This window comes from Curtobacterium sp. 8I-2, from assembly GCF_902506155.1.
Lineage (GTDB): Bacteria > Actinomycetota > Actinomycetes > Actinomycetales > Microbacteriaceae > Curtobacterium > Curtobacterium poinsettiae.
This window is the reverse complement of sequence record NZ_LR732826.1, coordinates 269,991-292,296: the sequence shown is the minus strand read 5'-3', so window position 1 is coordinate 292,296 and position 22,306 is coordinate 269,991. Positions and strand designations below refer to the sequence as shown.

Below are 22,306 nucleotides of genomic sequence, written 5' to 3'. Positions count from 1 at the left end.
ACCCCGGCACCGCCGCCGGAATGTCCGCTCGCTACCGTGATCGTATGCAAAGTCACCCCTCGCGCGTATGCAAAACCGGCGATGGCCCGTCGCGGATCGCTGCTACGACGCCCGAGAAGCGAATTGCAAAAACCCCCGCGATGGACACACGGTTGCGCCCACTCCGCCTCGACGACGCGGCCGTCCTGGCTGCGGTCATCACCGAGAACGCCGACCACCTGCGACCGTGGGAACCGGCCCGTGCACCGTCGTACTTCACCGAGTCCGGGCAGCGGGACGTCATCACGCAGGCCCTCGCCGCGCAGCGGTCCGGCAACGCGGTGCCCTTCGTCATCGAGTCGACCGACGGGGAACTCCTCGGCCGCATCACGCTGAGCGGTGTCGTCCGTGGCGCCCTGCAGTCGTGCGCGATGGGGTACTGGATCCGCGCCGACCGCACGCGCCAAGGCCACGCGTCCCGCGCTGTCCGCGCGGCCGCCGATCACGCGTTCGACGTGCTCCGTCTGCACCGGGTGCAGGCCGAGACCCTGCCCGAGAACGTCGGCTCGCAGCGCGCGCTCGAGTCGGCCGGCTTCACCCGGTACGGCTTCGCGCCGGAGTACATCAAGATCGACGGGGTCTGGCGCGACCACGTCATGTTCCAGCTCCTCGCGCCGACGCCGGCCCCGTGATCGAGGTCGTCGAGTACCGGGGTGAGTGGCCCGAGCGGTTCCGGCAGCTGCACGATGCGTACGCCGCCGCACTCGACGACGCCGACGTGCCGTTCCGGAGCATCGAGCACGTGGGCAGCACGTCCGTGCCGGGCCTGGCGGCGAAGCCCGTGCTCGACGTCGACGTCGTGGTGGACACCGATGACGTGCCGGCCGCGGTGGCGGCGATGGCGACGATCGGGTTCGCGCCGCGTGGTGACCTGGGGGTTCCGGGGCGGCAGGCGTTCCGGGCTCCGGAGCGCTTCGCCCCGACGAACACCTACGTCGTCGCAGCCGGGTCGCTCGCGCTGCGGAACCACCTGGCCGTCCGCGACGTGCTGCGTGCCGACCCGGCGCTCCGCGACGAGTACGCCGCGGTGAAGCGCCGGGCAGCCACGGAGGCCGAGGACATCGACGACTACATCGAGCGCAAGAGCGAGGTGCTGGGACGGATCCTGGGCGTCGGTGGCCTGTCCGACGACGAGCGCGCCGCCATCACCGCCACGAACCGTCGGATCACGGACCGCGGCGCGGGCGGCTGACGCGATCGGGGCGGGTGGCGGTTCTGGTTCAGGAATCCGGGTGATCGTGAACCAGAACCGTCAGCGCCCGAACGGGAACAGGTCTCAGGCGCTGGCGAGCATCGGGTAGAGCGCAGTGAGCGGGGCGCTCAGGCCGGCACGGACGTCGCGGCTGACCTGGTCGGCGAGGACCTCGTGCTCGCCGGCCTCGACCGCGTCCCAGATCGAACGCACGATGTCGGCGGGGTCGGACTTCTCGACGTCGAGGTCGGCGATCATGCCGGTGTCGGTGTAGCCGAGGTGGGCGCCGACGACCTGGGTGCCCTGGGGCGCGAGCTCGAGGCGCAGGGAGTTCGTGATCGACCAGAACGCAGCCTTCGACGCCGAGTACGCGCCGGCGAGGGCGACCCAGCTCAGGGCGGAGTGCACATCGATCAGCGCACCGTTCGCGATCGAGGGGGCGAAGGTCTTGGCGACGCGGAGTGCGCCGAAGACGTTGGTGGCGAAGATGCGCTCGACCTCTTCGACGGAGACGTCGACGAGCGGGTCGGAGCCGGCGATCCCGGCATTGTTCACGACGACGGTCACGTCAGCCGCGGCGCGGGCTGCGGCGTCGACGCTCTCCTGGCTCGTGACGTCGAGGGCGAGCGGGACGATGCGCTCGTCGTCCCAGGTGCGCGGGTTGCGGGCGGTCGCGTAGACCTTGGTGGCGCCACGCTCCAGTGCCTGGCGGACGAACTCGGCGCCGAGGCCGCCGTTCGCTCCGGTGACGAGGACGACGGCGTTGGTGAGGTTGGTCACGAGTGCTCCAGAGAAGAGAAGATGAGTACGGAAACCGAACCTAGCACGTTGTGTCCGGAAATCGAACCCAGCTAGGATGAACACATGCTCGGCATCCTCGGCGGCGACGAGCGCTGCCCCATCGCACGCTCCCTCGACGTCCTCGGCGAGAAGTGGACGCTCATGATCGTCCGCGACGCCCTCGGCGGCTCGACCCGCTTCAGCCAGTTCCAGCAGAGCCTCGGCATCCCGCGCGAGGTCCTGACCGCACGCCTGGCCTCACTCGTCGACGGGGGAGTGCTCGAGCGCACGACCTACAAGCCCGAGGGAGCCCGTGCCCGCGAGGAGTACGTCCTGACCGGCGCCGGCCGCGACCTGTCGCTCGTGCTGCTCGCCCTCGGTGGCTGGGCCGACCGGCACCGCCCGTCCGAGCGGCCGTCGGACCTGCGCTTCGTCGACGCCGTCAGCGGCGAGGCGGTCGAGGCCGCCGCCGTGACGGTGGATGCGCAGCAGCGCATCCCGACCGCGCGCCTGCGTGCCGTCATGGAGCCGGCGCCCTGAACGCGACCAGCTGACGGACAGGAGGCCCGTGGCGGCCCCGCCCCCGAACCTCCAGTCCGCTTTTGGGTGCGTCAGCGACGCACGTCGCACCCGCAGCTCGCGCCGAGGACCAACTCGGCGGGGACCAGGTCGCGGTGCCACTGGTTGTCGGCGTCGAGGCCGAGCACACGGTCGACCGCGGCGACCGCCATCGTCTCGATCGGCTGCCGGACCGTGGTGAGCTGCGGGTTCGTGTAGTCCGCTTCGGCCGCGCCGTCGAACGACACGATCGCGACGTCCTCGGGGACCCGCAGACCGAGCTCCCACAGTGCCCGCATGACGCCGATCGCCTGCATGTCCGAGCTGACGAAGACGGCTCGGGGCCCGGTCTCGTCGGCGAACATGCGGAGTCCGGCTTCGTAGCCACCGCGGCGGGTGAAGTCGGTACGAACGATGGGCCCGTCGGGCAGGCCGGCCTGGCGCAAGGCACGCATCCAGCCCTGCTCGCGGAGCTCCATCGAGCCGGTGTGTCCCATCACCAGCCCGATCGAGGGGTAGCCGTGCTCGACCAGGTGGCGGGTCCCGTCGAGGGCGCCGCGCAGGGCGTCGACACCGATGCTCGCGTACTCGGGGACCTCGAAGAACGTGTTGAGCAGGACCATCGGCAGGCCGGGGTCGGTGACGGTCGACAGGTCCGGGTGGGTCATGATGCTCGTCACGATGACGCCGTCGACCTGGCGGGCTGAGAGGCTGCGGAGCCGCTCACGCTCCTGGGCGGCATCGCCGTCGCTGTTGGCGAGCAGGACGTCGTAGCCGCGTGCTGCGGCGGCGTGCGTGACGGCGACGGCGAGCTCGGACCAGAAGGGGTTGTCGAGCTCCGGAACGATCAGGCCGAGCATCTTCGACGAGCCGGTGCGCAGGGCCTGGGCGCTCGCGTTCGGGCGGTAGCCGAGGACGCGGATGGCCTCGCGGACACGTGCGGCGGTGGCGGCGGCGACGGGGCGGGGGCCGTCGTGCACGACGTAGCTGACGACGGAGGTGCTGACACCGGCGTAGCGGGCGACGTCCGCGCGGGTGACCGCCCTCGGGTTCGTCGGGACGGTCACGGGTGCCACCTTCGTCGGGTCCGGGAGCGTCGTTCGGGTGCCGGCCACGACGGACCGGCACCCGAACGACACGTGTTACTCGGACGCGATCGTAGCCGACGACGTGCTGCCGGCTGACGTCGGTGCGCTCGTCGGCGTCGCGGGCGTCGCTCCGGCGTTCGTCGTCTCCGGGGCGTCGCCGAAGTCCGGCACCTCGAGCCGGGCGCCGCCCTGCAGCGCCGACTGGTGGGCGATGATGCCCGGCAGGGTGAAGCGCGCGGCGGTCCAGGCGTTCACCGGCGGCAGGGTCCGGTCGACGACGGCGCGGACGAAGTCGTCGGCCAGGAACTGGTGGCTACCCTCGTGCCCGGTCGGCACGCCGTCGTACTCGGCGGGCAGACGGTCGGTGTCGTGCACCTCGGCGTAGCCGGACACGAACGCGTCACGCAGGGACGGGTCGACGTCGGCCAGGCGCGGGTCGTCGAGGGACATCGTCGCCTGGGTGTCGATCTTGTCGCTGATGTCGTACGAGTCCTCCTTGTCCTGCCACACGCTCGTCTTCGCGAGCTGCTCGAAGCTGGCCTCGGTGCCGAAGTAGCGGAAGCGCGACTCGCGGATGTGCGACGGGTAGCCGACGCGACGCATCTCGTTGATGCGCATGACCCCGCCGTTGTCGAGCTCGAACAGGGCGGTGGCGTTCGAGAAGTCGTTGTCGAACTGGCTGACGTCCTTGTCGAAGACGCCGTCGCCGCGGTCGTCCTTCACGCCGATGCAGCTGACGCTGACCGCGTGCCCGGGGATCGCGCCGAGGACCCCGCCGACGGAGTGCGTCGGGTAGAGCATGGGCGGGTAGCTGGCGGTGCGCTTCCACTCGTCGCCGCCGCTGTACTGGTACGCGGCGTAGAAGCCGAGGTCCATGTCGTGCACGTAGTCGCCCTCGGCGTAGAAGACCCGACCGAAGGCGCCGGCGGCGACCTGCTTGCGGGCGAACACCGTCGCGGGGTTGTAATAGCTCGTCTCGCCCATCATGTAGGTCAGGCCGGTCTCGCGGACCGCCTGGATGATGTCGCGGATCTCGTCGACCGAGATCGCCATCGGAACGGCGGAGTACACGTGCTTGCCGGCGCGCAGGGCCTTGACCACGAGCGGGCCGTGGGTCCAGCGCTGCGTGAAGATCGCGACGGCGTCGACGTCCGAGGCGAGGACGGCGTCGAAGTCGTCGAAGGTGCCGTCGAGGTGCTGCGTCTCGACGAGTTCGGACGCCCGCTCGTCGACGAGGTCCGTGACGTAGACCCGGTCGACGTCGGGGTGGAGCTTGAACAGCTTGGCGAACTGGGGGGCGAACTGGCCCGCGCCGACCATTCCGACAGAGATCATCAGTGACCTTTCCAGGGGTGTGGGATGCGTCGCCGAGCGGGTCGCTCCGATGCGATCGAGCGCCATCCTGACACACGCTGTCTACACGTGACAACCCCTGTCCACAGCCCGGAAAAAGCCTCTTGCGAGCCGGGGTCCCCACGTGTAGATTCCCGGCTCACGGACTGCTGCACGTCAGTCCACCGCAGACGAAGGAGTCGCGATGGCAACCGAGAGCCCTGTGTCGTCACCCTTGACGACCGCCAGCACGAGACGGAGGAGTCGGTCCGCCGACCTCGCCCGTGCCCGCACCACCGCACCGCGGCGCCGCCCCAGGAACGACCTGTGGCTCGCGCTCGTCTTCATCGCCCCGGCAGCCGTCGGGTTCGCGGTGTTCCTCGCCTGGCCGACCGTGCGGGGCATCTACCTGAGCTTCACGTCGTACAACCTGCTCACCGAGCCCGAGTTCACCGGCCTGCAGAACTACGCCCGACTGGTGCAGGACTCGATCTTCTGGCACTCGATGGTCGTGACGATCGAGTACGTCCTCATCAACATCGTCATCCAGTCCGTCGTCGCGCTGTTCATCGCCGTGATGATGCACCGGCTGACCAAGTCGACGTTCGTGCGTGGCATCGTGCTCGCGCCCTACCTGGTGTCGAACGTCGTCGCCGCCCTGGTCTGGCTCTGGATCCTCGACACCCAGCTCGGCATCGGCAACGAGATGCTCGCAGCGCTCGGCCTCGACCGCATCCCGTTCCTGCAGAGCGACGTCTGGGGCATCCCCTCGATCGCGCTCATCAACGTCTGGCGGCACGTCGGCTACACGGCGCTGCTCATCTTCGCCGGCCTGCAGTCCCTGCCCGAGACCGTGTACGAAGCCGGGCGCATCGACGGTGCGAGCGAGTGGAAGATGTTCTGGCGCATCACGGTGCCGCTGCTCCGCCCGATCCTGTCCCTGGTGCTCATCATCACCGTGATCGGGTCGTTCCAGGTGTTCGACACCGTCGCCGTCACCACGCAGGGCGGCCCCGCGAACGCCACGAACGTCGTGCAGAACTACATCTACAACCTGGCGTTCGGTCGGTTCCAGTTCGGCTACGCGTCCGCGGTCTCGGTCGCGCTCCTCATCGTCCTCAGCATCATCACGATCATCCAGTACCGACTCACCCGCTCGGGTGAGTCCGACCTGGACTGAACGGAAGCGCCATGACCACGACCCTCACCCGCTCCGTCACCACGTCCCGCCCGCCCCGGATGGGCGCCGGCCACCGTCGCCGCCCGTCGCTCGGCCGGGTGCTCGCCTGGGTCGCGATGATCCTCGTCATCGTCGTCACCCTGTTCCCGTTCTACTGGATCCTGCGCACCGCGCTGTCGTCGAACACCGCGATCAACTCCGACCCCACCTCGCTGCTGCCCGTCGGGTTCAGCCTGGGCGGGTTCGAGCGGGTCTTCGGCCTGCAGTCGACCGAAGAGGCGTTGGCGCAGGGCGGCTCCGGCGCCGCGCTGAACTTCTGGCGGTACCTGCTCAACTCGATCCTGGTGTCGACGCTCGTCACCGTCGGCCAGGTGTTCTTCTCGGCAGCGGCGGCCTACGCCTTCGCCCGGCTGCGCTGGCCCGGCCGCGACAAGGTGTTCGGGGTGTTCCTGGCCGGGCTGATGGTCCCCGCGATCTTCACGCTGCTGCCGAACTTCACGCTCATCAAGCAGCTCGGGCTCGTCGACAACCTGCTCGGCATCGCCCTGCCGACGATGTTCATGACCCCGTTCGCGGTGTTCTTCCTGCGCCAGTTCTTCCTCGGCATCTCGAAGGAGGTCGAAGAGGCGGCGCTCATCGACGGCGCCGGCAAGGTCCGCGTGTTCTTCCGGCTCGTCATCCCGATGGCGGCCGCCCCGATCGCCACCCTCGCCGTGCTGACGTACATCACGAGCTGGAACGACTACTTCTGGCCGCTCATGGTGTCGTACACCGACAGCTCGCGGGTGCTGACCGTCGCGCTCGGCGTCTTCAAGTCGCAGACCCCGCAGTCCGGCACCGACTGGGCCGGGCTCATGGCCGCGACCCTGGTGGCGGCGCTCCCGATGATCCTGCTGTTCGGCGTCTTCGCCAAGCGGATCGTCAACTCCATCGGCTTCTCCGGGATCAAGTGACCCGGCTGTCGGACAGGACGAACACCATGACGAACCAACTGACCCGCCGCACGCTCTTCGCCGGCGGCGCCTCCGCCCTGGCCCTCGGTGCGCTCGCCGCCTGCTCGTCGCCCGGTCGGCGCGCGACCAGCCGATCGGGTGCACGGACCGTGAGCTACTGGTTGTGGGACGCGAACCAGCAACCCGCCTACCAGGCCGTCGCCGACGCCTTCCACCGCGCGAACCCGGACATCACCGTGAAGATCACCCAGCTCGGGTGGAACGACTACTGGACCAAGCTCACCGCGGGGTTCATCGCCGGCACCGCGCCCGACGTCTTCACCGACCACCTGACGAAGTTCCCGCAGTACGCCGACCTCGACGTGCTCTACAAGCTCGACGAGCTCGACGCGACCAAGGGCATCCGCGACGACGACTACCAGTCCGGGCTCGCCGAACTGTGGAAGGGTCAGGACGGCCACCGCTACGGGTCCCCGAAGGACTGGGACACCGTCGCGATGTTCTACGACAAGAAGGCGATGGCGAAGGCCGGGGTCTCCGCGGAGGAACTCGGGTCGCTCGAGTGGAACCCGGACGACGGCGGCACGTTCGAGCGGATGCTCGCCCGGCTGACGGTGGACTCCAAGGGTCGACGCGGCGACGAGGACGGCTTCGACAAGGACGACGTCGCCGTCTACGGCATCTCGTCGAACGGGTCGGGCGGCGACGGCTTCGGACAGACCCAGTGGTCGCCGTTCACCGGGTCGGTCGACTGGTTCTACACGAACGAGAACCCCTGGGGTGACAAGTTCCGCTACGACGAGCGGGTCGTGCAGGACACCCTCGCCTGGTACTACCGGCTGGCCGAGAAGGGCTACATGGCGAAGTACGGGGTGTTCTCCACCACGACCGGGCCCGAGGTCCAGCTCGGCGCTGGCAAATGCGCGCTGTCGTTCAACGGCTCGTGGATGATCGGCTCGTACCTCGGCATGGACGACCTCGACGTCGCCGTCGCCCCGACCCCGATCGGTCCGGCGGGACACCGCGCGTCGATGTTCAACGGGCTCGGCGACTCGATCACGAAGCAGGCGAAGGACCCCGAGGCCGCGGCGAAGTGGGTGGCGTTCCTGGGCAGCGACGAGGCGCAGCGGATCGTCGGTCGGAGCGGGATCGTGTTCCCCGCTCGTCCCGCGGGCACCGAGGCCGCGGTGGCGTCGTTCCGGAAGCGCGGACTGGACGTCTCGGCGTTCACCCGGCAGGTCGAGGAGGAAACGACGTTCCTGTTCCCGGTCACGAAGAACCCCGCCGACGTGCAGGCGTTGCTGCAGCCCGCCTTCGACGACGTCTACGCGAACGGCAAGCCGGTCTCGACGCTGACCGGGGTGAACGAGCAGGTGAACAACCTGCTCGCCCTCACCTGATCGCGCGCGGTGCGGGTCGGCCACGGGCCTCCGGTTCGGCGGTGTGCACGGTGCGTGTGTGGTGACTGGGTGCGGGGTTGGTGGCGTGGTGCGGCGCGGTAAGCGCGCACGGGGCGGGCAAGCTCGCACCGGGTGGCGAAGCCCGCACGGTGCGGCGGCCGGGAGGCGCGGTGCGGGCCCGCCACGGGCCTCCCGTCCGGTGGTGCGCATGGTGCGTATGTGGTGACTGGGTGCGGGGTTGGTTGCGTGGTGCGGCGCGGTGAGCGCGCACGGGGCGGGCAAGCTCGCACCGGGTGGCGAAGCCCGCACGGTGCGGTGGCCGGGAGGCGCGGTGCGGGCCCGCCACGGGCCTCCCGTCCGGCGGTGCGCACGGCGCGTGTGTGGTGACCGGGTGCGGGGTTGGTGGCGTGGTGCGGCGCGGTAAGCGCGCACGGTGTGGGCAAGCTCGCACCGGGTGGCGGTGGGCGCACGGTGCGGTGGCCGGGAGGCGCGGTGCGGGCCGGCCACGGGCCTCCCGTCCGGCGGTGCGCACGGTGCGTGTGTGGTGACTGGGTGCGGGGTTGGTGGCGTGGTCCGGCGCTGTAAGCGCGCACGGTGTGGGCAAGCTCGCACCGGGTGGCGGTGGGCGCACGGTGCGAAGCCCGCACGGTGCGGTGGCCGGGCGGCGCGGCGCAGCCGACGGGTCAGAGGTCGTGCAGCTCGCGGTCGCGGAACCACTTCAGCAGCCAGGCCGCACTGGTCCGGTCGAACGAGCGCGGGAAGTCCATCGTCCCGGAGAGGAAGGGACTGAAGCCCGCTTCTGACCGGATGTCCGAGTCGTCGAGTGCTCGGTACGCCATCGACCAGCCGTCGAAGCGCCGGCGCTCGATGTCCTCGCGCACGAGCGACTTGACCTCACCGTGCCGCCGGTCCTTCGCGATGACGTCGTACCGGTCCTGCACGCTCCACGCCGGCCCCTCGAGCAGCTGCATGAACCGGCCACCCTTGGCGAGCAGGAGCCCGGAGACCCCGAGCGCTTCGTTCCGCAGCCGGGACTCAGCGAGCAGCACCGCCATGGCCTGGTCGTCGAAGGGCACGACGGCACGACTCATGTAGACGATGGAGACGAGCACTCCTCCATACTGCTGGGTGGCAGGCCGTTGCGCGAAGTGGATGTCCGCAACGCGCCCCACGGATCGGCGCCGCGGATCAGCCCTGCGGCAGCTCGTGCGCGGTGACGTCCTCGTTGCGCTTCTTCCGCCAGGGTCGAGCCGGGGTGTTCGGGCCGTCCCACACCAGGATGGCGCCCCATGCCGCGGCGATCAGCGGCACCGAGATGATCGCGCCCGTGATGCCGGCGAGCACGGTGCCGGCGGTCAGGCCGATCAGGATGACGAGGCCGTGCAGCTTGAGCGTCCGCCCCATCAGGACCGGCTGCAGCAGGTTGCCCTCGAGCTGGTTCACCAGCACCACGATGCCGATCACGATGAGCGCCTGCACCGGGCCGAGGGCGACGAGCGCGACGAGGGCGGCGAGGATGCCGGCAGCGGTCGCACCGACGATCGGGATGAACGCCGTGATGAAGACGATGACGGCCAGCGGCAGGGCCAGGGGCACGCCGACGATCGCGATGCCGACCCCGATGCCGATCGCGTCCACCGCGGCGACGGTGGCGGTGCCGCGGACGTAGCCGCCGAGGGTCGAGACGACCCGGTCACCGACACGACGTGCGCGGGCGTAGCGCTCACCGGTGAAGGGACGGAGCAGGAACTCCCAGATGCTCGGGCCGTCCTTGAGGAAGAAGAACAGCACGACGATCATCAGCACGAGCCCGGTCAGGAAGTTCGCGGTGGCCGACGCGCCCGCCAGCGCACCGGAGCCGAACTGGGCGCTCGTGACGAAGTCGGACGCCGACGCGACCGCGTCGTCGATCTGCTTGTCGGAGATCGAGAACGGCAGGTTCTTCGCGAACTCCTGCAGCTGCTGGAACCCGTCGACCGCCGACTTCTGCAGCTGCGACCACTGGTTCTCGACCGCGACGACGATGAGCCAGCCGATCACGCCCAGGATCGCGAGCACGCCGATCAGGACGGCGAGGGTGGCGAGCACCGACGGCACGCGGTGCTTGCGCAGCCACGACACGACCGGGTGCATCGCCGACGCGATGATGAGCGCGAGGAGCACGGGGATCGTGACGACGCTCAGGATGTTGCTCGCCCAGACGACCCCGGCGACGACCACCACGACGATGATCAGCTGCAGGCACCGGGTCGCGAAGTGCCCGGCGGAGTCGGACCATGCGGCCTGGACCCTGGACGGCGGGGCTGGGGTGGTCGGGCGCGGAGCGTCGCGGAAGAACGGCATGCGCCAGACGCTACCGACCAGCGGGCCGCCGCGCCGCTTCTGACGGGCAACGCGTCGAGGGCAGCACGTCCGCGCGCCTAGGATCGGGCGCATGGCGACCGTCCTCCTCGTCCGTCACGGACGCACCACCGCGAACGCCACCGGCGTCCTGGCCGGACGCACCACCGGCGTGCGACTCGACGCCGTCGGGCGGACCCAGGCCGAGCGGACCGCGGAGCGCATCGCCGCGGTGCCCGTGGTCGCCGTGGTGTCGAGTCCGCTCGAGCGCTGCCGACAGACCGCCCGCGCGATCCTCGACCGGCAGCCCGGCCGCCAGCCCGACCGGCAGCCCGACCGGCAGCCCGACCGGCAGCCCGGCCGCCAGCCCGACCGGCAGTCCGGCGCGTCCGATCTGCTGATCGAGCGGGCCATCACCGAGGCCGACTACGGGCAGTGGCAGGGCCGGAAGCTCGCCGACCTGGCGAAGGAGCCCCTCTGGCGCACGGTGCAGGCGAACCCCAGTGCCGTCGTGTTCCCCGGCGGCGAGTCCATGCAGACGATGCAGTCCCGTGCCGTCGCGGCCGTCCGGCGCATCGACGCCGAGGTCGAGGCGGAGCACGGACCCGGCGCGGTCTGGGTCGCGGTGAGCCACGGCGACATCATCAAGAGCGTCCTGGCCGACGCGTTCGGCATGCACCTGGACCTGTTCCAGCGCATCGGCGTCGGGCCGGCCTCGGTGTCGGTCGTGCGGTACGGCGAGCACCGCCCCGAGGTCGTCGCGACGAACACCGAGTCGGGCGACCTGTCCTGGCTGCGCACCGCCCCGGCTCCCAGCGGGGAGGCCGCGGTCGGCGGCGGCGCTGGACATCCGGAACCCGATGCGCACACCGGCACCGGGCGTCCGGCCCCCGACGCGCCCGGCTGACCTGCGCGACCCTGAACGGGCGGAGCCGAGCGCTCCTACAATGCGGGTATGCCCACCATCGTCCACGGCTTCGACTGGCCGGACCGCCTCGTCGTCGGCACCATCGGCCGTCCGGGTGAGCGCGCCTTCTACATCCAGGCCCGCTCCGGTCGACGCGTCACCAGCGTCGCGCTCGAGAAAGAGCAGACCTCCGTGCTCGCCGACAAGATCGACGAGCTCCTCGACGAGGTCGCGACCGTCGACGACAACCGCTTCAGCGTGCCGCCGTCCGTGCCCGCCGAACTCCGCGACCCGGAGCCCCTCGACCAGCCCGTCGAGGCCGAGTTCCGCGCCGGAGCGCTGAGCTTGGGCTTCGACCCGTCCACCGCCCAGGTCGTCATCGAGGCGTACCCGATCGACGACGAGGTCGAGATCGTGTCCGAGGAGAGCGAGGACGGCGTCGAGATCGAGGCCGTCGTGGAGATCCCCGAACCCGCCGAGCTGTTCCAGGTGAAGATCCCGGTCGGCACCGCCCGGGCATTCGTCGAGCGCACGCGTGAGGTCGTCGCCGCCGGTCGTCCGCCCGGCGACGCATGAGCGACGGATCGCTCTCCGTCCGGGCGCGCATCCGTGAGGCGTCCAACGCCACCTTCCTCGCCGACCTCGACGGCGCGACCGTCGTCTACAAGCCCATCGAGGGCGAGCGCCCGCTGTGGGACTTCCCGGACGGCACGCTCGCCGGCCGCGAGATCGCCGCACACCTGGTCTCCGAGGCGTTCGGCTGGGGCGTCGTCCCGCCCACGTGGATGGGCGACGGTCCGTTCGGCCCCGGCATGGTGCAGCGCTGGCAGGACGTCGACCCCGAGCAGGACGCCGTCGACCTGGTGGCACCCGAACTCGCCGAGGCGGACGGTTCGCCCTGGCTGCCCGTGCTCGAGGCCATCGACGAACACGACCAGCCCGTCACGCTCGTGCACGAGGACTCCGAGGCCCTGCGCCGGATGGCCGTCTTCGACATCGTCGTGAACAACGCCGACCGCAAGGGCGGGCACGTGCTCGCGATGCCCGACGGCCACCGCTTCGGCGTGGACCACGGGCTCACCTTCCACGTCGAGCACAAGCTCCGGACGGTCCTGTGGGGTTGGATCGGCGAGCCCCTCGGGCCGGACGAGCTCGAGGGCCTCGACCGCGTGTCCGAAGCCCTGCGCGGCGGGCTCGGCGACGAGCTCGCCGAGCACCTGACGGACGAGGAGATCGACACGCTCCGGGCGCGCTGCGCGGCCCTGCGCGCCGTCGGGATCTTCCCGCCGCCGCCCGGTCACGGCCCCGCCGTGCCCTGGCCGCTGTTCTAGACGCACCCAGGTACGGACTGGAGGCCCGTGGCGGTCTCGCCACGGGCCTCCCGGCTGTCCGTGGCTGGCTTCAGAGCCCCCAGTCGTCGCGGAAGAGCGCGCCGCCGGCCCCGCGACGCGAGCCGAGGTACGAGCCGACCACGGCGACCCCGAGGTCGTCGTTCTCCGGCGCCACGACGCTGCCGTCCACCCGCTTCGCCATCGCGTCGATGAACCGGGCGAGCCCCGGGTCCTCGCCGAGCCGGAAGAACGTCGTCTGGGCGCCGAGGCGTCCGGCGTTCTCGAGCTCCCGGACGGTCAACGCGATCGTCACCGGGTCGGGCGGGTAGTCGAACCAGACCTGCCCGTTCGGCTCGAGGTGCGAGGTCGGCTCGCCGTCCGTGACGATGAGGAGCACCGGTTGGGCCGTGGGGTGCTTGCGGAAGTGCCGGTTGGCGAGCAGCAGGGCGTGGTGCAGGTTCGTGCCCTTGTCCCACATCGCGTCGAGACCGACGAGCTGTTCGACGTCCATCACCTCGGCCTCGCGACCGAAGGCGATGAGCTGCAGGTCGTCGCCGCGGAACCGGGTCGACACCAGGGTGTGGAGCGCCAGGGCCGTGCGCTTCATCGGGACCCAGCGGTCCTCCATCGCCATCGAGAACGACGTGTCGACGAGCAGCGCGACGCAGGCCTGGGTGCGGGCCTCGGTCTCCTGCACCTCGACGTCGTCGATGCTCAGGTGCACGCCGGCTCCCTGCCGACCGCTGGCCGCCGTCCGCACCACGGCGTTCGTGATCGTGCGGGGGATGTCCCACGGCTCGGTGTCGCCGAACGCCCACTGCCGTGACGCCCCTGACGGTTCACCCGCGGCGCCCGAGCGACGGAGGTCCCTGGCGCCCTGGCGACCGGACATCTGCTGGGCGACGTCCTTGAGCAGGCTCTTGCCGAGCTGCCGCATCGCCTTCGGGGTCAGCCGGAGCTGCCCGTCGGCACCGCGGCGCATCGCCCCCGAGTTCCGGAGCGCCTGTTCGAGCCGCTGCAGGGTCTTCGCGTCGACCGCCGCTTCGTCGCCCAGCTGCCGGGACAGCGCGTCGAGGTCCAGGTCGTCGAGTTCCGAGCCGGGGCCGGACTGGGCGAGCTGGTCGGCGAGCGCGTCGAGGTCCGCGATGTCCTGGAACACCCCGGTGCCGTCGCCGAGCCCGAGGCCCTGCTCGCCGTCCATGCGCTCCGACCCGCCCCAGTCCTCGCCGGGCCGCAGGGACCGCAGGTTCCCGTCGAGCTGGGACAGCTGCCCCATCAGGTCGGGGGAGCCGAAGGCCTGCTCGGCGAGGGAGTCGAGTTCGTCCCGCTGCTCCTGGGTCATCGAGTTCCGCATGCGCTGCGCTGCGGCCGCACGGGCTGCCAGGTCGTCGAGCAGCTCGTCGACGTTCGCGGGGTCCGACGGGAAGTACTCGCCGTGCTGGTCCATGAAGTCGTCGAACTGCTGCTGGGTGTCCTCACCGCGGGCGTGCGCCTCGAGCAGGGCGTTGAGGTCCTGCATCATCGCGCTGACCGCGGCCCGGTCCTGTTCGGTGGCGCCCTCGAGCGCCTGCTTCATGCCGGCGAAGCGCTGGTCGAGCACCTCGCGGCCGAGCAGGTCCTTGATCTCGTCGTACTTCTGCCGGGCCTCGGGGCTCGTCCAGTCGTAGCCGCCGAGCTCCTGCACCGCGGCGGCGGGGGAGGGCGACAGGCTGTCGAGCTGCAGTTCGGCCAGCGCCCGGTCGCCGTCGTCGAGGTCGACGTTGCGGGCGAGTTCGCCGCGTTCGGCACGGAGCGCCTGGTCGAGCAGTTCGCGGACCTGCTGCAGGGTGCCGTCGAGGTTGTTCCGGCTCGTCAGTTCACGGCGCCGCTCGGCCACCTGGCGGGCCAGGTCGTCGAGGCCGCGCTGCGTCCGGCCACCGCGTCGCAGGAACTCCCGCATCGCGCGCTCGGGCGACGTGCCGCCCATCACGTCCTGCCCGATGGCGTCGAGTGCCTCGGCCAGGTCGACCGGGGCCGCGAGCGGGTCCGGCCCGTCGGTGTAGGCCCCGTAGCGGGTGTCGCGCGTCAGGCGTCGGTTCTGCCTAGCCATAGACGGCTTCGCCCCCGCCGGACTCCTTGCTGATGCGTCGGGCGAGGAACAGGCCCTCGAGGGCGAGCTCGATCGCGCCGGCGCGTTCGCCGTCGTTCGTGGCACCCATCCGGTCGCACACCTGGTCGTACAGGTCGGACTCGCCGATCGACGGCAGCCCCTCGAGGAACGCCCGGGCGCTGACCTGCTCGCCCGTGGTGACCATCGTGCCGCCGTCGAGCGCGTCCACGAGCACCGCGAAGTCGAGACCCCTGAACCGGGCGCGCACGGTCTCGGCGGTCGCGGTGCGGAGCAGGTGCTCGAGGACCTCGTCGGCCCGGTCCTCTTCGCCGTTCTCGAACTCGATCTTGCCGCCGAGGACGTCCACCGCGGTCTCGAGGTCGATCGGGCGGGCGACCGCCTCGTCCTCGCCCTGGCGTGCTGCGCGGTGCACGGCGGCGGCGGACACCGTCTCGGCACCCGCGATCGCGAACCGGGCGCTGACGCCGCTGCGCTGGTCGACGGCGCTCGACGAACGGAGCGCCCGGGTGAAGCGGGCGAGGATCTCGATCAGCGCGTCGGGCACCTCGGCCGTCAGCTGCGCCTCCTGCCGGATGACGGCGATCTCGTCGTCGAGCTCGATCGGGTAGTGCGTGCGGATCTCGGCGCCGAAGCGGTCCTTCAGCGGCGTGATGATCCGGCCGCGGTTCGTGTAGTCCTCGGGGTTCGCACTCGCCACGACGAGCACGTCGAGCGGCAGCCGCAGCACGTAGCCGCGGATCTGGACGTCGCGTTCCTCCATCACGTTGAGCATCGCGACCTGGATGCGTTCGGCCAGGTCGGGCAGTTCGTTGATCGCGACGATGCCGCGGTGGCCGCGCGGGACGAGCCCGAAGTGGATGGTCTCCGGGTCGCCCAGGCTGCGACCCTCGGCGACCTTCATCGGGTCGACGTCGCCGATCAGGTCGGCGACGCTCGTGTCCGGCGTCGCGAGCTTCTCGACGTAGCGGTCGTCGCGGTGCCGCCAGCTGATCGGCAGGGCGTCACCGAGCTCGTCGGCACGTCGGATGCTCGCCGTCGTGATCGGTTCGTACGGGTGCTCGCCGAGCTCGGAGCCGGTGATGACCGGCGTCCACTCGTCGAGCAGGCCCTGCAGGGTGCGGAGCAGGCGGGTCTTGCCCTGGCCGCGCTCGCCGAGCAGGACGACGTCGTGCCCGGCGATCAGGGCGCGTTCGAGCTGGGGGATGACGGTGGTCTCGAAGCCGCGCAGGCCGGGCCACGGATCGGTGCCCTGGCGCAGGGCGGTGAGCAGGTTGTCGCGGATCTCGGCGCGGACCGTCTTCTGGACGTGACCAGAGGTGCGGAGCTCGCCGACCGTGCGGATGTCAGGTCGGGTCACGTTCTGGACGTTACGCCTTGTCGGACGGGAGGCCCGTGGCGGGGCCCGCCACGGGCCTCCCGTCCGTCCGCTTGTGGGTTTCCATCGCACTTGCGATCATTGAGATCCCGGCGACGGAGCCGGATTCGAAGTAGGGGGATCCGGCTCCGCCCCCGGTTGCTCGTACCGCATCTGAACCACATCGGCGATCTCGGCGTACGGTCCCCTTTCGTGAGCAGCGCGAACGCAACCATCAAGAGCCTGGTGCCCGCCAGGATGGACCGCTTGCCGTGGACCCGGTTCCACTGGAGCGTCGTCGTCGGACTCGGCGTGTCCTGGATCCTCGACGGTCTCGAGATCCAGATCGTCTCGAACGCCGGGTTCCAGGCCGACCTGAACCTGTCGACGCAACAGGTGACGTTGCTCGGCACGATCTACCTGGTCGGCCAGGTCGTCGGCGCCCTGGTGTTCGGGCGGATGTCCGACCGGCTGGGCCGCCGCAAGCTGTTCATCCTGACGCTGGCCATCTACCTGATCGGTTCCGGCATCGCGGGCCTCGCGCAGGACTTCTGGTTCCTGGCGGCCTTCCGGTTCGTGGCGGGGCTGGGCATCGGTGGCGAGTACGCGGCGATCAACTCCGCGATCGACGAACTCATCCCCGCGAAGTACCGCGGGCACGTCGACATCGCCATCAACGGCACGTACTGGGGTGGCGCGGCACTCGGCGCCTTCGCGAACATCTACCTGCTCGACACGTCGTACTTCGCCGAGGACATCGGCTGGCGCATCGGGTTCTTCCTCGGCCCGGTGCTCGGCATCGCGATCATCTTCCTGCGCCGGCACATCCCGGAGAGTCCTCGGTGGCTGATGACGCACGGACGTCAGGAAGAAGCCGAGGCCACCGTCTCGCGCATCGAGGCGTCGGTGGAGCAGGCGAACGGCAAGCCGCTGCCCGAGGTCGACCAGTCGAAGGCGATGACCGTCACGCCGACCGACCGCGTCGGGTTCCTCACCATCGCGCGCGTGCTGCTGAAGCAGTACCCGACGCGGACGCTCGTCGGCGCGACGATGATGATCACGCAGGCGTTCCTGTACAACGCGATCTTCTTCACCTACGCGCTCGTGCTGACGAACTTCTTCGGCCTGAAGACAGCGGAGACGGCGGTGTACTTCTTCCCGTTCGCGATCGGCAACCTGCTCGGGCCGATCATCCTCGGGCGCTTCTTCGACACCTGGGGTCGTCGCCAGATGATCTTCCTGACGTACCTGGTGTCCGGGCTCGTGCTCGCCACGTCGGCGTTCCTGTTCCGGGCCGACGCGATCTCGGCCACGGTGCAGGTCGCCTTCTGGTGCGTCTCGTTCTTCTTCGCCTCGGCCGGTGCGTCGAGTGCGTACCTGACGGTCAGCGAGATCTTCCCGCTCGAGCTGCGGTCGCAGGCCATCTCGTACTTCTTCGCGCTGGCGCAGATCTTCGGTGCGGTCGCCCCGGCCATCTACGGTGCCTTCATCGGGGACGGGTCGTCGCGGGAGCCGCTGTTCTGGGGGTACCTGCTCGGATCCGCGGTGATGATCGGCGGCGGCGTGGTGGCCCTGATCTTCGGGGTCGACGCCGCGCGGAAGGGGCTGGAGGACGTCACCCAACCGCTCTCGGTGCTCACCGGGGATGCGAAGTCCGACCGGAAGTGAGCACGGTGGCGGCGGCCTGACATTCTGTATGCAGAGTGTTTAGCGCCGCCGCCGCAGCGCTGTCACCGTGCCTGCATGGCACTCCTCCACAGTCCGACACCGGCGACGATCATCCACGACAGCGGCCGCCCGCTCCCCGGGGGCTCCGCCCGTGCGTGACCCTGGGGTGATGGAGCACACCCCGATGCGCGCCGCGGCCGGCGACCTCGATCCCCACGGCCTGCGCCGCAGCCTGCTGCGCGACGCGGTGTTCCTGCGCCTGCTCGACAACGTCCTGCGGGGCGAGTACCGCCGGGGGCAGCGGCTGCGGCTCGACACCCTGGCATCGGACATGCGGGTGTCGCGGACGCCTGTGCGCGAAGCCCTCGTGACCCTCGAATCGCTCCAGCTGGCGACCGTCCAGCGGTACGTCGGGGTCGTGATCTCGCACTGGTCGGTCGACCAGATGACCGAGCGCCTCCGGATCGCGCAGACCATGCTCGCCGATCCTCCGTCGAGCGCCGTCGGCTACCAGGACCGGTTCGACAAGGCGTGGCTCCGCGAGTGCTGGACCGAAGCCGGTGCCTTCGTCGAGCTCGGGTCCTGGTACCTGCGCCGCCGCGGATCGTCGGTGAGTGGCGACTGGTTGCTGTCGCAGCGCATCGTGCTCGACATGTTCTTCACCGATGACGTCGCCCTGGCGAACGGGATCGACGCCGTGGTCGACCGGCGCCGACGGGTCGAGATCGTGGAGCGAGCGGTGGACGCCGCCGCCCGCGATGCCCTCGACGACTGCGCCGCCGCACTCCTCGAACTCTCGACCGCCCTGATCGCCCTGCCGGACCGCTTCCGGGTGGTGGTGTCGGCCTGACGCGGCGTCGGCTGCGGATCCGTTCAGGTCCATGCCGACCGCCGCGGATCCGCTGGTCGCGATGCCGTTCACCGAGCATCGCCGGTGTCCCTCGCACCGGATCGTCAGGAAACGTCGTGGCAGCCTTGACCGGTTGCCGTCCCCGGCGTGTCCACCGACGACAGGAGTGCCCGTGAACGACGTCCGCGACCGATCCCACCGCTTGAACCGAGCGTCCGGGATCGCACGGCACGGACGTCTCCGGCGCTCGAGCCCCCTCGCGACCGTGGCCAAGACGGTCTCCGCCGTCGTCGCGGTGGCGCTCGTGAGCTCGGTCTCGGTCACGGCGATCGCGGCGAAGCAGGTCACGGACGACCTCGGTGACGGGGTGGAGATCCAGGGCCAGCCCGCGCCGCAGGCGAAGGGTGGTCCCAAGCCCCTCAGCGCCTTCAAGGGCGGGTTCAACATGCTCGTCGTCGGCACCGACAACGACCCCGACCAGAGTGCTGCGTTCGGGGAGCGCGACGCGACCCTCAACGACGTCAACATCCTGCTGCACGTCTCGGCGGACCACACCAACGCCACCGCGGTGAGCATCCCGCGTGACCTCGTCACACCGATCCCGGCCTGCAAGAAGACCGACGGCACGGGCACCGCCCCGGCGATGGCGGCGCAGCCGATCAACACCTCGTTCGGCGAGGGCGGCCTGAACTGCGTCACCCAGACCGTGTCGGGTCTGACCGGGCTCGACATCCAGTACTCGGCGGCGGTGTCGTTCAAGGGCGTCATCGAGATGTCGAACGCGATCGGCGGCGTGCCGGTCTGCGTCGCCCAGCCGATCACCGACTCGTACACCGGGCTGAACCTGCCCGCCGGCACCTCGACGCTGCAGGGTGACGATGCCCTGGCGTTCCTGCGCACCCGGCACAGCGTGGGCGATGGGTCGGACCTCGCCCGGATCTCGAGCCAGCAGGTGTTCCTGTCGTCGCTGCTCCGAACCGTGAAGTCGAACGACACCCTCGGTTCGCCCGCCCGCCTGTACAAGCTGGCCCGGGCGGCGGCGTCGAACATGCAGTTGTCCCAGAGTCTGAACGACATCGGGACGATGGTGCAGATGGGCCTGGCGCTGCGGGACCTGCCGCTGGCGCAGGTGAACTTCGTGCAGTACCCGGGCATCACGGGCGGCACCGGGGTCTACGCCGGCAAGGTCCAGCCGACGACGTACCTGGCCGACCAGCTGTTCGCGAAGATCAAGGCCGACCAGTCGTTCTCGCTCGGGGCGGACAGCACGGGCATCGGGTCCGAGACGAACCCGACGCAGACGGGTCCGACGCAGCCGACCGCTGCACCGTCGTCTCCGGAGGCTGCGCCGAAGCCGGTGACGCCCGCGACCCCGGCAGCACCGTCGTCGGCTGCGCCCCGCACCCCCTCGGCGACGCCCGAGACCATCGACGGACTCGAGGGCCAGTCAGCCGACCAGCAGACCTGCTCCAAGGCGTTCGGGTACTGAGGCGCGGGGCGGGCCCTCGCTGGCCCCGAGTCTCGGTCGGGCGGACTCTTTGCGGCCTTCAACGCCCGTGGACTGTCCGCGGGGACGAGTCTCGGCTCGGTAGCTGCCTGCCCCCCGAACGCAGGAACGGGGGCGCGGTGGTGGGCCGCGCCCCCGGGGAAGTCGCTCCCCGTCGGGCACCACGCGATCGGGCGCGCCGGGCCCGCGCGGAGAACGACGTCGGGTGCTGTGTCGCGACGACGGGGACGAACCCCGGAACGTGATTGCCGCGTCCCGACGATGCTATGCAGTGGGGTACGCCCCGACAACCCCGATGTGTCCCCACTTCGGGGGACCGCGCTGTCCGGCCCGAGCCACGCGCGGGCGTGCGTCGGGTCGAGACTGGCGCGGTCCTCCTGTATGGTGGTCGGAGCGCTCGCGAGAGTGCTTGGAGACGTCGCATAGTCCGGCCGAGTGCACCACCCTGCTAAGGTGGAGTCCCCTTTGAGGGGACCGAGGGTTCAAATCCCTCCGTCTCCGCACTGTACGAACAGCATCACGAAACCCCGGTCCGATCGGACCGGGGTTTCGTCGTTCCCGGGCGCCTCGCACGGCGGTCGACCCCGCCGGAACCAGGTTCCGCGGCTCGAGCGCGATCAGGCGCGCGGCGGCCCCGTCGTCGACCGCACCACGAGCGTCGGTGGCACGAGCGTCCGGATGGGACCCGCCGGGGCTCCCGCAGCCGCGCCGATCCGCTCCACCAACCGCGCAGCCGCCAGGCGCCCGACCTCGTCGTTGTGCGGGTCGACCGTCGTCAGGCGCAGCAGGGGTGACGCGGCGAGCGGGGTCTCGTCGTTGCCGATCACCGAGACGTCCTGCGGCACGCGGAGTCCGGCTTCCTGCACGGCGGCGATCGCACCCATCGCCATGACGTCGTTCGCGGCGAACACCGCGGTCAGGTCGGGGTGCTCCCGGAGTGCGAGCCGCGTGCCCTCGTAGCCGGTGGCTTCCGAGGTGGGGCCGGAGCCGGAGACCAGCGGCTCGATGCCGGACGCGACCAGCTGTGCGACGGTGGCGTCCCGGCGGAGCGCAGCCGGGCCTCCCGAGCCGGTGACGTGGACGATGCGGCGGTGCCCCAGCCCGATCAGGTGATCCGCTGCCAGCCGTCCGCCGGCGGCTTCGTCGGAGGCGACCACGTCGAGTCCGCCTGGGACGTCCTCACGCGCACCGGCGACCACGACCGGGGTGTCCGCGGGGACGACGACGTCGGGGAAGCCCTCGGCGGCGAGCACCACGCCGTCGACCCGCAGGGAGACCAGGTCGTCGAAGGGCGAGGAACCGAGGTGGGCGTTGGCGCGGGTGTCGGCGAGGGTGAGGCGGAGTCCGTGCGGGGCGAGGGCCTCGCGGATGCCGTCGAGCATCGGGACGTACCAGGGGTTCCGGAAGTCGTCGACGATGACGCCGATGGTGCGGGTCCGGGTGCCGGCGAGGATCGCGGCGGCGCGGTTCGGGCGGTAGCCGAGCTCCGCGACGGCGGCGAGCACCGCGGAGCGGCGGGCGGGGGAGACCCCGGGGTCGTCGCGCAGCACCATCGACACCAGGGACTTCGAGACGCCCGCGCGTGCGGCGACGTCGATGATCGTCGGCGGGCGAGGGGTCACGCTGAGCCTTTCCGGCACGGTGCTTGACAGGACATGGGCTGGTGCGGCTACAGTCTACCGACACGTTCTGGAACGTTCCAGAATCGGATCCAGCG

The 22,306-nt window shown here is 70.7% G+C and carries 20 protein-coding genes and 1 tRNA gene; 13 read left to right on the top strand and 8 right to left on the bottom strand.

All coding sequences use genetic code 11. The features are described from left to right. Window positions 1-152 precede the first annotated feature (152 nt). Both BOSE127_RS01435 and BOSE127_RS01430 read left to right on the top strand, forming a co-directional pair. On the top strand, window positions 153-671 hold the full coding sequence (locus tag BOSE127_RS01435) for a GNAT family N-acetyltransferase (RefSeq protein WP_236559477.1): 519 nt from the start codon (window positions 153-155) through the stop codon (window positions 669-671). Beyond that, window positions 668-1,231, top strand: coding sequence for a GrpB family protein (locus BOSE127_RS01430; protein ID WP_159556035.1), 564 nt, complete (start codon window positions 668-670; stop codon window positions 1,229-1,231). Before BOSE127_RS01435 ends, BOSE127_RS01430 begins: the two co-directional genes overlap by 4 nt. Before the next feature lie 84 nt (window positions 1,232-1,315). On the opposite strand, the gene BOSE127_RS01425 is transcribed toward BOSE127_RS01430, so the two are convergent. Further along, window positions 1,316-2,011 carry an SDR family oxidoreductase gene (locus tag BOSE127_RS01425; RefSeq protein WP_017888299.1) on the bottom strand — a complete coding sequence of 232 codons (696 nt, stop codon included), beginning with the start codon at window positions 2,009-2,011 and terminating at the stop codon, window positions 1,316-1,318. A gap of 84 nt (window positions 2,012-2,095) precedes the next feature. Here BOSE127_RS01425 and BOSE127_RS01420 point away from each other — a divergent pair, with 84 nt between their 5' ends. Next, entirely contained in the window at window positions 2,096-2,551 is a 456-nt protein-coding gene (locus BOSE127_RS01420; RefSeq protein WP_140448843.1) for a winged helix-turn-helix transcriptional regulator, read from the top strand. A 71-nt stretch (window positions 2,552-2,622) separates the two neighbouring features. Here the strand turns inward: BOSE127_RS01420 and BOSE127_RS01415 are convergent, their stop codons facing one another. Continuing rightward, the gene (locus BOSE127_RS01415; protein ID WP_042540619.1) at window positions 2,623-3,645 is read right to left on the bottom strand and encodes a LacI family DNA-binding transcriptional regulator; all 1,023 of its coding nucleotides are present in this window, start codon (window positions 3,643-3,645) and stop codon (window positions 2,623-2,625) included. Between the two features lie 66 nt (window positions 3,646-3,711). Continuing rightward, entirely contained in the window at window positions 3,712-4,992 is a 1,281-nt protein-coding gene (locus BOSE127_RS01410) for a Gfo/Idh/MocA family protein (protein WP_081612345.1), read from the bottom strand. A gap of 202 nt (window positions 4,993-5,194) precedes the next feature. Here BOSE127_RS01410 and BOSE127_RS01405 point away from each other — a divergent pair, with 202 nt between their 5' ends. From BOSE127_RS01405 to BOSE127_RS01395, 3 genes are read left to right on the top strand one after another with little or no spacing between them, the layout of a single operon-like run. Continuing rightward, complete coding sequence (locus tag BOSE127_RS01405; protein WP_236559476.1) at window positions 5,195-6,169, top strand: carbohydrate ABC transporter permease; 975 nt, start codon at window positions 5,195-5,197, stop codon at window positions 6,167-6,169. An 11-nt stretch (window positions 6,170-6,180) separates the two neighbouring features. After that, entirely contained in the window at window positions 6,181-7,122 is a 942-nt protein-coding gene (locus BOSE127_RS01400) for a carbohydrate ABC transporter permease (protein ID WP_027466099.1), read from the top strand. A 26-nt stretch (window positions 7,123-7,148) separates the two neighbouring features. Continuing rightward, a complete protein-coding gene (locus BOSE127_RS01395; protein WP_201300413.1) occupies window positions 7,149-8,522 on the top strand; it encodes an ABC transporter substrate-binding protein in 1,374 nt (457 codons plus the stop codon). 683 nt (window positions 8,523-9,205) lie between these two features. On the opposite strand, the gene BOSE127_RS01390 is transcribed toward BOSE127_RS01395, so the two are convergent. Both BOSE127_RS01390 and BOSE127_RS01385 read right to left on the bottom strand, forming a co-directional pair. Next, a complete protein-coding gene (locus BOSE127_RS01390; protein ID WP_017888306.1) occupies window positions 9,206-9,634 on the bottom strand; it encodes a BLUF domain-containing protein in 429 nt (142 codons plus the stop codon). Window positions 9,635-9,710: 76 nt separating this feature from the next. Then, a complete protein-coding gene (locus tag BOSE127_RS01385; RefSeq protein ID WP_159556033.1) occupies window positions 9,711-10,865 on the bottom strand; it encodes an AI-2E family transporter in 1,155 nt (384 codons plus the stop codon). A 91-nt stretch (window positions 10,866-10,956) separates the two neighbouring features. Between BOSE127_RS01385 and BOSE127_RS01380 the strand changes: the two genes are divergently transcribed. The 3 genes from BOSE127_RS01380 to BOSE127_RS01370 are packed head-to-tail and all read left to right on the top strand — an operon-like array spanning window position 10,957 to window position 13,100. After that, window positions 10,957-11,769: an MSMEG_4193 family putative phosphomutase gene (locus tag BOSE127_RS01380; protein WP_159556032.1), complete on the top strand. Its 813-nt coding sequence runs from the start codon at window positions 10,957-10,959 to the stop codon at window positions 11,767-11,769. 48 nt (window positions 11,770-11,817) lie between these two features. Next, complete coding sequence (locus BOSE127_RS01375; RefSeq protein WP_017888309.1) at window positions 11,818-12,345, top strand: DUF3090 domain-containing protein; 528 nt, start codon at window positions 11,818-11,820, stop codon at window positions 12,343-12,345. Beyond that, the gene (locus BOSE127_RS01370; protein WP_159556031.1) at window positions 12,342-13,100 is read left to right on the top strand and encodes an SCO1664 family protein; all 759 of its coding nucleotides are present in this window, start codon (window positions 12,342-12,344) and stop codon (window positions 13,098-13,100) included. The genes BOSE127_RS01375 and BOSE127_RS01370 overlap by 4 nt, the downstream gene beginning before the upstream one ends. 70 nt (window positions 13,101-13,170) lie before the next feature. On the opposite strand, the gene BOSE127_RS01365 is transcribed toward BOSE127_RS01370, so the two are convergent. Continuing rightward, window positions 13,171-15,189: a vWA domain-containing protein gene (locus BOSE127_RS01365; protein WP_159556030.1), complete on the bottom strand. Its 2,019-nt coding sequence runs from the start codon at window positions 15,187-15,189 to the stop codon at window positions 13,171-13,173. Further along, the gene (locus tag BOSE127_RS01360; RefSeq protein WP_159556029.1) at window positions 15,182-16,567 is read right to left on the bottom strand and encodes an AAA family ATPase; all 1,386 of its coding nucleotides are present in this window, start codon (window positions 16,565-16,567) and stop codon (window positions 15,182-15,184) included. The genes BOSE127_RS01365 and BOSE127_RS01360 overlap by 8 nt, the downstream gene beginning before the upstream one ends. Window positions 16,568-16,777: 210 nt before the next feature. Between BOSE127_RS01360 and BOSE127_RS01355 the strand changes: the two genes are divergently transcribed. The 4 genes from BOSE127_RS01355 (at window position 16,778) to BOSE127_RS01340 (ending at window position 21,090) form a co-directional block, all read left to right on the top strand. Beyond that, on the top strand, window positions 16,778-18,232 hold the full coding sequence (locus tag BOSE127_RS01355) for an MFS transporter (protein WP_442873450.1): 1,455 nt from the start codon (window positions 16,778-16,780) through the stop codon (window positions 18,230-18,232). 169 nt (window positions 18,233-18,401) lie between these two features. Continuing rightward, window positions 18,402-19,082 carry a GntR family transcriptional regulator gene (locus BOSE127_RS01350; RefSeq protein WP_017888314.1) on the top strand — a complete coding sequence of 227 codons (681 nt, stop codon included), beginning with the start codon at window positions 18,402-18,404 and terminating at the stop codon, window positions 19,080-19,082. A 265-nt stretch (window positions 19,083-19,347) separates the two neighbouring features. Beyond that, a complete protein-coding gene (locus BOSE127_RS01345; RefSeq protein WP_236559475.1) occupies window positions 19,348-20,571 on the top strand; it encodes an LCP family protein in 1,224 nt (407 codons plus the stop codon). 429 nt (window positions 20,572-21,000) lie between these two features. After that, window positions 21,001-21,090: transfer RNA gene (locus BOSE127_RS01340), tRNA-Ser, on the top strand. Window positions 21,091-21,206: 116 nt separating this feature from the next. Here the strand turns inward: BOSE127_RS01340 and BOSE127_RS01335 are convergent. Then, window positions 21,207-22,211 (bottom strand): LacI family DNA-binding transcriptional regulator, encoded by a 1,005-nt coding sequence (locus BOSE127_RS01335; protein ID WP_017888335.1) that lies wholly within the window; start codon window positions 22,209-22,211, stop codon window positions 21,207-21,209. Window positions 22,212-22,306 lie beyond the last annotated feature (95 nt).

Excerpts from the sequence above, each read along its gene's own strand:
- BOSE127_RS01370 (WP_159556031.1), top strand. The coding sequence starts at position 12,342 with ATGAGCGACGGATCGCTCTCCGTCCGGGCGCGCATCCGTGAGGCGTCC.
- BOSE127_RS01410 (WP_081612345.1), bottom strand. The coding sequence starts at position 4,992 with ATGATCTCTGTCGGAATGGTCGGCGCGGGCCAGTTCGCCCCCCAGTTC.
- BOSE127_RS01405 (WP_236559476.1), top strand. The coding sequence starts at position 5,195 with ATGGCAACCGAGAGCCCTGTGTCGTCACCCTTGACGACCGCCAGCACG.
- BOSE127_RS01385 (WP_159556033.1), bottom strand. The coding sequence starts at position 10,865 with ATGCCGTTCTTCCGCGACGCTCCGCGCCCGACCACCCCAGCCCCGCCG.
- BOSE127_RS01395 (WP_201300413.1), top strand. The coding sequence starts at position 7,149 with ATGACGAACCAACTGACCCGCCGCACGCTCTTCGCCGGCGGCGCCTCC.
- BOSE127_RS01420 (WP_140448843.1), top strand. The coding sequence starts at position 2,096 with ATGCTCGGCATCCTCGGCGGCGACGAGCGCTGCCCCATCGCACGCTCC.
- BOSE127_RS01380 (WP_159556032.1), top strand. The coding sequence starts at position 10,957 with ATGGCGACCGTCCTCCTCGTCCGTCACGGACGCACCACCGCGAACGCC.
- BOSE127_RS01350 (WP_017888314.1), top strand. The coding sequence starts at position 18,402 with ATGGAGCACACCCCGATGCGCGCCGCGGCCGGCGACCTCGATCCCCAC.
- BOSE127_RS01375 (WP_017888309.1), top strand. The coding sequence starts at position 11,818 with ATGCCCACCATCGTCCACGGCTTCGACTGGCCGGACCGCCTCGTCGTC.
- BOSE127_RS01365 (WP_159556030.1), bottom strand. The coding sequence starts at position 15,189 with ATGGCTAGGCAGAACCGACGCCTGACGCGCGACACCCGCTACGGGGCC.
- BOSE127_RS01400 (WP_027466099.1), top strand. The coding sequence starts at position 6,181 with ATGACCACGACCCTCACCCGCTCCGTCACCACGTCCCGCCCGCCCCGG.